Annotated in this window: 9 protein-coding genes; 4 read left to right on the top strand and 5 right to left on the bottom strand. The window is 72.6% G+C overall.

The window, feature by feature from the left end:
- Nucleotides 1-1,993, bottom strand: a 1,993-nt coding sequence (gene ppdK / locus ACWEVO_RS20645; RefSeq protein ID WP_452309152.1) for a pyruvate, phosphate dikinase, incomplete at its 3' end; no start/stop codon positions are given.
- A gap of 132 nt (nucleotides 1,994-2,125) precedes the next feature.
- Here ppdK and ACWEVO_RS20640 point away from each other — a divergent pair.
- The 3 genes from ACWEVO_RS20640 (at nucleotide 2,126) to ACWEVO_RS20630 (ending at nucleotide 4,822) form a co-directional block, all read left to right on the top strand.
- Entirely contained in the window at nucleotides 2,126-2,629 is a 504-nt protein-coding gene (locus ACWEVO_RS20640) for a GNAT family N-acetyltransferase (protein WP_452309151.1), read from the top strand.
- A 10-nt stretch (nucleotides 2,630-2,639) separates the two neighbouring features.
- Nucleotides 2,640-3,266: a hypothetical protein gene (locus ACWEVO_RS20635; protein ID WP_452309150.1), complete on the top strand. Its 627-nt coding sequence runs from the start codon at nucleotides 2,640-2,642 to the stop codon at nucleotides 3,264-3,266.
- A 197-nt stretch (nucleotides 3,267-3,463) separates the two neighbouring features.
- A complete protein-coding gene (locus ACWEVO_RS20630; RefSeq protein ID WP_452309149.1) occupies nucleotides 3,464-4,822 on the top strand; it encodes a hemolysin family protein in 1,359 nt (452 codons plus the stop codon).
- Nucleotides 4,823-4,832: 10 nt separating this feature from the next.
- Here the strand turns inward: ACWEVO_RS20630 and ACWEVO_RS20625 are convergent, their stop codons facing one another.
- From ACWEVO_RS20625 to ACWEVO_RS20610, 4 genes are all read right to left on the bottom strand, one after another.
- Nucleotides 4,833-5,150, bottom strand: coding sequence for a PRC-barrel domain containing protein (locus ACWEVO_RS20625; protein ID WP_452309148.1), 318 nt, complete (start codon nucleotides 5,148-5,150; stop codon nucleotides 4,833-4,835).
- Complete coding sequence (locus tag ACWEVO_RS20620; protein WP_452309147.1) at nucleotides 5,137-5,517, bottom strand: hypothetical protein; 381 nt, start codon at nucleotides 5,515-5,517, stop codon at nucleotides 5,137-5,139. The genes ACWEVO_RS20625 and ACWEVO_RS20620 overlap by 14 nt, the downstream gene beginning before the upstream one ends.
- Nucleotides 5,514-6,740 carry an NRAMP family divalent metal transporter gene (locus ACWEVO_RS20615; protein ID WP_452309146.1) on the bottom strand — a complete coding sequence of 409 codons (1,227 nt, stop codon included), beginning with the start codon at nucleotides 6,738-6,740 and terminating at the stop codon, nucleotides 5,514-5,516. The genes ACWEVO_RS20620 and ACWEVO_RS20615 overlap by 4 nt, the downstream gene beginning before the upstream one ends.
- Before the next feature lie 96 nt (nucleotides 6,741-6,836).
- Nucleotides 6,837-7,220 (bottom strand): PaaI family thioesterase, encoded by a 384-nt coding sequence (locus ACWEVO_RS20610; protein ID WP_452309154.1) that lies wholly within the window; start codon nucleotides 7,218-7,220, stop codon nucleotides 6,837-6,839.
- A 108-nt stretch (nucleotides 7,221-7,328) separates the two neighbouring features.
- Here ACWEVO_RS20610 and tyrS point away from each other — a divergent pair, with 108 nt between their 5' ends.
- Complete coding sequence (gene tyrS, locus ACWEVO_RS20605; RefSeq protein WP_452309153.1) at nucleotides 7,329-8,612, top strand: tyrosine--tRNA ligase; 1,284 nt, start codon at nucleotides 7,329-7,331, stop codon at nucleotides 8,610-8,612.
- Nucleotides 8,613-9,094: the final 482 nt, after the last annotated feature.

Genomic DNA, 9,094 nt, shown 5'->3' with positions numbered 1-9,094 from the left:
GCATCCGCCGCACCGCGGCCAGCAGCGTCGCGTCCCGGCCGGGATCCTCGCCGCGCGCCTCGGCGCCGGCCACCCGGGCGGTCAGCTCGGCCAGCGGGGGCAGGAACTCGTGCAGCGGCGGGTCGAGCAGCCGGATGGTCACCGGCAGCCCGTCCATGGCGGCGAGGATGCCGACGAAGTCGGCCCGCTGCAGCGGCAGCAGCGCGGCCAGGGCGGCCTCCCGCTCGCCCGGCTCGTCGGCCAGGATCAACCGCTCCACCAGTTCCCGGCGCTCGCCGAGGAACATGTGCTCGGTACGGCACAGCCCGACCCCGCCCGCGCCGAGGCGCCGCGCCCGCCGGGCGTCCTCCGGGGTGTCCGCGTTGGCCCAGACGCCCAGCTGCCGGACCGCGTCGGCGTGGCCGAGCAGCCGGTGCACGGCGGCGACCAGCGGGTCCGCCTCCGGGCTGAGCTCGCCGGCGAGGTAGCGGGCCACCGGCGAGGGCTGCACCGGCACCGCACCGAGCCAGACCCGGCCGGTGGTGCCGTCGATGGAGATCAGGTCCCCGGCCCGGACCACCCGGTCGCCCACGGCGAACTCGCCGCGCTCGGGCTCGATGTCGAGCGACTCCGCCCCGCACACGCAGGTCCGTCCCATGCCCCGGGCGACCACCGCGGCGTGCGAGGTCTTCCCGCCGCGCGAGGTGAGCACCCCGGCCGCGGCGATCATGCCGGGCAGGTCGTCCGGGGTGGTCTCCCGGCGGACCAGGATCACCGGGTCGCCGGCGGCCGCGGCGGCGGCCGAGTCGAACACCACCCGCCCGACAGCGGCGCCCGGAGAGGCCCCGACGCCGACGGTCAGCGGCTCGGGCGCACCGGCGAGGTCGAACGCCGGGAACATCAACTGGGCCAGCTGCGCCCCGGTGACCCGGGTGAGCGCCTCGTCCGCGCTGATCAGCCCCTCCTCGACCAGCTGCGCGGCGATCACGAACGCGGCCGCCGCGGTCCGCTTGCCGACCCGGGTCTGCAACATCCACAGCCGGCCGCGCTCGATGGTGAACTCGATGTCGCACAGGTCCCGGTAGTGCCGTTCCAGGGCCGCCATGATCTCCCGCAGCCGGCGGAAGCTGACCGGGTCGATCCGTTCCAGCTCGGGCAGGGGAGTGGTGTTGCGGATGCCGGCCACCACGTCCTCGCCCTGCGCGTCGGCCAGGTAGTCGCCGTACACGCCGGGTGCGCCGGTGGCCGGGTCGCGGGTAAAGGCCACCCCGGTGCCGGAGTCCGGCCCGAGGTTGCCGAAGACCATCGCCATCACGTTGACCGCGGTGCCCAGGTCGTCCGGGATGCGTTCCTGCCGCCGGTAGATCCGGGCGCGCTCGGCGTGCCACGACTCGAACACCGCGCGGATGGCCAGGAAGAGCTGCTCGTGCGGGGCCTGCGGGAAATCGTGCCCGACGTGCCGGGCGAAGATCTTCTTGTACGTCTCGACCAGGTCGCGCAGCTGCCCGGCGCTCGGCCCGCCCGGCCCGGCGGTGGCCCGTACCGCCGCCAGCTCGTGCTCGAACTCCTCGCCCGGCACGCCGTGCACGGTGCGGCCGAACATCTGGATCAACCGCCGGTACGAGTCCCAGGCGAACCGCTCGTCGCCGCTGCGGGCGGCCAGGCCGCCCACCGTGGCGTCGTTGAGCCCGATGTCCAGGATCGTCTCCATCATCCCCGGCATCGAGTAGCGGCCGCCCGAGCGGACCGCCAGCAGCAGCGGGTCGCGGGGGTCGCCGAGCCGCCGGTCCAGCCGGGACTCGATCTCCCGCAGGTGCCCGTTGACCTCCTCGAACAGCCCGGCCGGCGGCGACCCGGTGGCCAGGAACACCCGGCAGGCGTCGGTGCTGACGGTGAACCCGGGTGGGACGGGCAGCCCGAGCCGGGTCATCTCGGCCAGATTGGCGCCCTTGCCGCCGAGCAGGTCGGCCCGGCTCCGGTCACCCTCGCTGAAGTCGTAGACGTACTTCGACATGGTCCGGCCTCCTCGGCTGCGTCGTTCCCCCTTCTTCGTAGCGGGGCGGCCGGTGGGCCGGGCAGGGCCGGACGGGACCCGTACCGGGCCGGAGGTCCCGAGTGTGTCGGTGCCTCCGCGTATCCTCCGGCCGTGACCAGTGAAGTGCGGCTCCGCCCGGTACGCGACGACGACCTGCCCCTGTTCTTCGCCTTCGAGCAGGACCCCCAGGCCAACTGGATGGCCGCGTTCGGCCCGAAGGACCCTGCCGACCGGGCCGCCTTCGACGCGCACTGGGCCCGGATCCGCGCCGACGAGCGCATCGTCAACCGCACGGTGACGGTGGACGGCGCGGTGGTCGGGCACGTGGCCGCCTTCCCGGTGGGCGAGCGCACCGAGGTCAGCTACTGGATCGACTCGGCCCGGTGGGGCCGGGGGCACGCCACCGCCGCCCTCGCCGCGCTCCTGCGCGAGCTGCCGCAGCGGCCGGTGCACGCCCGCGCCGCCAAGGACAACGCCGCGTCCCTCGCCGTGCTCGGCAAGTGCGGCTTCGTCGTGATCGGCGAGGACTCCGGGTACGCCAACGGCCGCGGCAAGGAGGTCGAGGAGTACGTGCTCGAGCTGCCCGCCGGGGCGCCCGAGGGGTCCGACCACTAGTCTCCCCCGGGTGAACTGGCTGGAACTCGTCGGCTGGGCCGGCTCCGCGCTGCTGGTCTGGTCCCTGCTGCAGACGCGCATCCTGCGGCTGCGCGCCCTCAACCTGGTCGGCTGCCTGATCCTGATCGGCTACAACGCCGCCGTGCACGTCTGGCCCATGGTCGGGCTCAACGTGGTGCTCGCGGTGATCAACGTCTGGTACCTGCGGAAGCTGCTGGGCACCCGGCACGACGAGCAGACCTACCAGGTGGTCGAGGTGGGCACCGGCGACGCCTTCCTGGCCCACACGATGCGGGTGCACGCCGCCGACATCGCCCGGTTCAACCCGGACTTCCGTTGGGATCCGGCCGGGGACCGCTCGGCCTTCCTGGTGGTCCGCGCCGACGAGGTGGTCGGCGTGGTGGTGTCGCACGCCGAGGCCGGCGGCGTCGCCCAGATCGACCTGGACTACGTCACCCCGCCGTTCCGCGACTTCACCCCGGGCGAGTTCGTCTACCGGCGCAGCCGGCTCTTCACCGACCGGGGCTTCCGCCGGGTGGTCACCCCGCCCGGCATGGTCGCCCCGTACTACCACCGGCTCGGCTTCCGCCCCGAGGGCGACGCCTACGTCCTCGACCTGCCCGCGCCGCCCAGCTGACCGGGCTGCAAGGAAGGGCCCCTTCTTAACGCCTCGTGCATAGCAGGGGCCCCTTCTTAACAACCGCCTCCGGGCGCGTCGGAGGATTCAGCCGCCGGCCGGCGGGGCACAGAGGGGCCCTAAGCCGGCCGGGCACCCGGACGGCGACCGGTCGGCCACGCCGGCCGGCCGGGTCGGGTCGAGGGAGAGAACCGGGCGTGCAGAGCTACTGGAGCCAACTGGCCCTGGTCGGAGTTCTGGTGATCGTCAACGCGGCTTTCGCCGGCAGCGAGATGGCCCTCGTCTCGCTGCGCGACAGCCAGCTCCAGCGCCTGGAACGGGGTGGTCGCGCCGGCCGGACCCTGGCCCGGCTGGCCAAGGACCCGAACCGCTTCCTGGCCACCATCCAGATCGGCATCACGCTGGCCGGCTTCCTGGCCTCCGCCGCGGCGGCGGTCTCCCTGGCCAAGCCGCTCGTCCCGCTGCTCGGGGTGTTCGGCGACGCGGCCGAGACAGTCGCCATCGTCGCGGTCACCCTGGCGCTGACCTTCGTCACCCTGGTCTTCGGGGAGCTGGCGCCGAAGCGCATCGCCATGCAGTCCGCCGAGCGCTGGGCCCTCATCGTGGCCCGCCCGCTCGACCTGCTGGCCGCCCTCACCCGGCCGGCCGTCTGGGCGCTGGGCGCCACCAGCGACCTGGTGGTACGCCTCTTCGGGCTGAACCCGAAGCACCAGCCGGACGAGATCGGCCCGGACGAACTGCGCGACATCGTGGCCGGCAACCACGGCTTCACCAAGGAGCAGCGGACCATCATCGCCGGCGCGGTGGAGATCGCCGACCGGCAGCTGCGCGCGGTGCTCGTACCCCGGTTGCAGGTCTTCACCCTGGACAGCGGCACGACCGCGGAGGCCGCCCGGCTGGTCCTCGCCGCGACCGGCCACTCCCGGGCGCCCGTCGTCGGGCACGGCGGGCTGGACGACGCGGTCGGCGTGATCCACCTGCGCGATCTGGTCGGCGTCTCCGCCGACCGGCCGGTCGACGAGATCGCCCGCCCGCCGATGCTGCTGCCCGACTCGCTGCCGGTGGTCGACGCGCTGCGCCAGTTCAAGGCGGAACGCCAGCACATCGCCCTGGTGGTGGACGAGCGCGGCGCGGTGGACGGCATCGTCACCCTGGAGGACATCCTCGAGGAGATCGTCGGCGAGATCTACGACGAGACCGACCGGGACCTCAGCTCGGTCCGCACCGAGGAGGACGGCACCCTGGTCCTGCCCGGCACCTTCCCCGTGCACGACCTCACCGACCTCGGCATCGAGCTGCCCAACCGGCCGGCCGGCGACTACACCACGATCGCCGGGCTGGTGCTGATCTGCCTCGGGCACATCCCCACCGTGGCCGGGGAGAGCGTCCGGGTGGACGGCTGGGACCTCGCGGTCGGCGGGGTCGACCACCACGCCATCACCGAGGTGCGGGTCCGCCGCCGGACCCGCCGGCACCGGCACGACGGCGACGACGGCACCGAGGACGTGGCCGACGCCGAGGACGACGCCCCGGCCCTCGACCAGGCCCGGAGCTGATCCGGGGCGTTCACCCCGCCTCGCTCGACGGGCCGAACGGGAAGCCGGACACCGGCGGCAGCAGCAGCACCGCGTCGGCGGGGTACTGGTAGGTGCTGCGGCCCAGCAGCCGGGCGGCCGCGCGGAGCAGCCACGGCCCCGACGGGTGCAGCTCGGGCCCGATCAGCCGGCTGGTCACCCGGGTCCACCAGTGACCGACCACGATCACGTCGGTGATCCGCAGCCGGTCCGGCGGCCAGCCGCCCCGCACCACCACGTCGACGACCCGCCCCAGCCGCCGCCCGTGCAGGTCGTACGCGGTCCGGCCGAGCAGCTCACCCGCTCGCACGGTGCGACCCCGGGATCCGGTCGACGAGGTGCCGGCGCAGCCAGGACTCCACCGGTGACGGCGGCAGGTCGGCGGAGCGGCAGCGCAGCCGGACCGCGCTGTCCAGCCGGGCGACCTGGGCGAGCGGGACGCGCAGTGGCGGCACCGGCGGGTCGTCGGTGAAGAGGTCGGCCACCGCCACCAGCAGCCGCCCGATCCGGCCGCCGACCCGTTGCCCGAGCGCCCCCTGCCCGGTCAGCAGGCAGTCCACGTACGGGAAGCCCTCCGCGTCGACGGCGAACGCGATGTCGTCGACCCGGCCGACCAGCCGGCCGTCCACATCCACGATCTGCCGGTCGAGCAGTTGTTTGGCGAGCTGGATCCTCACTGTCCCATCCTCGTGATGATCGCCAACGGGATCGCCGCCACCGACGCGACGACGATGAGCAGCAGGAACAGCGCGCCGAGGAGGTTGGTCCACCGCCCGTTGACCCGGTCGCCCAGGTAGTTGCGGTCGTTCGCCACCACCAGGATCGGCAGGTAGGTCAGCGGCAGCACCACCGCGCTGAGCACCAGCATGTACTCGGTGAGCTGCACCGGGTCCACGGTCGTCATCAGCATCAGCACCCCGAGCAGCACGCTGACCAGCAGCACGCTGTGGAACCGGGCCGCCTCCCGGGGGCTGACCCGCTTGCCCCACTGCCAGCCGAAGTACTGTGCCGCCGCGTACGCCGCGGAGAGCCCGGTCTCCAGCGCGGCGCCGAAGGTCACCGCGAAGAAAGCCAGCACCGCGGCCGCCAGCCCGGCCCCGCCGAGCGCGGTCGTCACCGGCCCGGCCACCTGGTCGAGGGTGGTCAGCGAGGTCCCCGACGGGTGGTACGCAACCGCCGCCACGGCGATCAGCGACAGCGCCAGGAACCCGCCCACCGGGAAGCCGATCAGCACGTTCGAGCGGGCGTGCGCCAGGTCCCGCGTGCTCCAGTTCTCCTCCACCCCGCCGGAGGAGAAGAAGAACACCTCGTACGGGCTGACCGTGGAGGCGAAGAGCGCCACCGCCACGAACCAGTACACCGACCAGCCCTGCCCGGCGGAGCTGACGTGCAGCGCGCCGTGCGCGAGCCGCCCCCAGTCGGTCGGCAGCGCGAACAGCGCGACGGCGAAGACCAGCAACGCCAGCCCGGCCAGCCCGAAGATCCGTTCCATCAGCTCGAAGCGCAGCCGCCACAGCACCAGCCAGACCGCCGCCGCGGCCACCGGCACCCAGATCAGATAGCTCAGCCTGGTGGCCAGCTGCAGCGCCAGGGCCACCCCGCCCAGTTCGGCGGCGAGGGTGATCACCGTGACCAGCCAGGACGCCACCAGGTTGAGCAGCGCCACCCGCGGCCCGAGCCGCTCCCGGACCAGGTCGAACACCGCCCGGCCGCTCACCGCCGCGATCCGTCCGGCCATCTCCGCGTACGCGCAGATGCCCACCACGCCGATCAGCAGCACCCAGGCGTGGGCCATGCCGAAGCGGGCGCCGGCCTGGCTCGCCGCCACCAGGTCGCCGATGTCGACGAAGCCGCCGATGGCGGAGAGGACGCCCAGGGTGACGGCGAGCAGCTTCCTCACGTCGGATCGGGGGCGGGTGGTCTCATCGACGCGACGATATCCGCGCGGGACGCCTTTTTTCGGGCGAATCGACCAGGCTGCCGCTCCCGGTCCGGATCAGCCGCCGGTGAGATTCTGCAGCCGCACCTGGCCGCGCGACACCAGCCGGCCGCCCTCGTCGGTGATCTCCACCAGCCAGAGCTGCTGGCTGCGCCCCCGGTGGATCGGGGTGCCCACCGCGGTCAGCTCGCCGTCCCGGACCGCGCGCAGGAAGTCGGTCTGGTTCGACACTCCGACCACCTTGCCCTTGTCGCCGAGCCAGAGCGCACCGCCGATGCTGGCCGCCGTCTCCACCACCGCGCAGTAGACCCCGCCGTGCTGGATCCCGTACGGCTGGTGCAGCTCCGGGCGGACCTGCCAGCGGATCACCACCCGGTCGCCGCTGACCTCGTCGAACTTCAGCCCGAGCAGGGCCACGAAGCCCCCGGTCAGGTCCGGCATCTCCACGGCGGTACCTCCTCGCGTTCGACGGCGCCGCCAGCCTAGCCGCCACCGCCGTCGGCAAACCCGGTACGGGTCGGGGCCCGGGATGGGGGAGAATCGGTGACCGTGACCGACAGCAACCTCCCGCAGGGGCGGGACTCCCTGACCGAAGATCTGCTGTGGCGGGGCCTGATCCAGGACTCGACCGGCCTCGACGAGCTGCGCGCACTGCTCGACGGCGGGAGCGCCACCTTCTATGTGGGCTTCGACCCGACCGCCCCCAGCCTGCACGTCGGCAACCTGATGCAGGTCGTGATGGCGCGTCGGCTCCAGCTCGCGGGGCACCGGCCGCTGCTGCTGGTCGGCGGGGCGACCGGCCAGATCGGCGATCCGAAGGAGAGCGCCGAGCGCACGTTGAACCCGCCCGAGGTCATCTCCGGCTGGGTCCGGCGGATCCGCGACCAGCTCGCCCCCTTCGTCTCGTACGAGGGGGAGAACGCCGCCCAGATGGTCAACAACCTGGACTGGACCGGCGAGATGTCGGTGGTGGAGTTCCTCCGGGACGTCGGCAAGCACTTCCCGGTGAACAAGATGCTGGCCCGCGAGGTGGTCAAGGCCCGGCTGGAGACCGGCATCAGCTACACCGAGTTCAGCTACCAGCTGCTCCAGGCCAACGACTTCTTCGAGTTGCACCGCCGGTTCGGCTGCCAGCTCCAGTACGGCGGCTCAGACCAGTGGGGCAACATCACCGCCGGGGTGGACTACATCCGCCGGCGCGGCGCCGGCCCGGTGGAGGCGTTCACCACCCCGCTGGTGACCAAGTCCGACGGCACCAAGTTCGGCAAGAGCGAGACCGGCGCGGTCTGGCTCGATCCGGAGATGACCAGCCCGTACGCGTTCTACCAGTTCTGGCTCAACGCCGACGACCGGGATGTCACCCGCTACCTGCGGTACTTCAGCTTCCGTTCCCGCGAGGAACTGGACGAGTTGGAGAAGGCCACGGCGGAACGCCCGCAGGCGCGGCTCGCCCAGCGGGCCCTCGCCGAGGAGCTGACCACGCTGGTGCACGGCGAGCGGGAGATGGCCCAGGCGGTCGCGGCCAGCCAGGCCCTCTTCGGCCGGGGCGCGCTCGACGAGCTCTCCCCGGAGACGCTGCGGGCGGCGTTGACCGAGGCCGGACTGGTCCACCTCGACGAGCTGCCGGACGTCGCCGGCCTGCTCAAGGAGTCGGGCCTGGTGCCGAGCCTGAAGGAGGCTCGGCGGGTGATCGCCGAGGGTGGGGCGTACGTCAACAACACCCGCATCGCCGAGGTGGACGCGACGGTGTCCCCGGCGGACCTGCTGCACGGCCGGTACCTGGTGCTGCGCCGCGGCAAGCGCTCGTTCGCCGGTGTTGAGCTGCGCAAATAGCCGTACCTCGACGATGTGACGCGGGACGCGCCCAGCGGATTTGACGATCAAACCGCTGGGCGCGTAACTTTTTCTCTGCCAGCGCGGAACGGACGAAACAGGCGAAAGACCTGGGAGGCCGGAGCGCAGGACCTGGAAACCGGGTGGTGCCCCGGATCTGCCGGGAGGCGGATTTGGCGAGGCGGAACCGACCGGGTAAGGTTTACGGCCGGCAGGGAAACGGACGAGCGAGCGGGAAACCGCAGCGGCCGTCCTGCTGAAATCCTCGGAATGCCCGACGGGAGTCGGTCGAATCGGGGTGCCCGGAAAAGGGGTGGAAGCACGACAAACCGCGAAACAGCGGTTTGACACCGCAGAAACCACCGGGTAACGTAGTAAAAGTGCCCGGCGCGAGAGCGGCGGGTGCGGTGAACGAGATGCCCCGGACGGGGGTCCTCCTGGTGGGGGTTTCCGGATGGTGTGTGGTTGTTCTTTGAGAACTC

This window comes from Micromonospora sp. NPDC003776 (assembly GCF_053605645.1).
Note: the sequence above shows the minus strand (reverse complement) of the source record. Positions and strands in the feature narration are given on the sequence as shown.

Coding starts and splice junctions, on each gene's coding strand:
- ACWEVO_RS20610 (WP_452309154.1), bottom strand. CDS start 7,220: ATGCCGGACCTGACCGGGGGCTTCGTGGCCCTGCTCGGGCTGAAGTTC.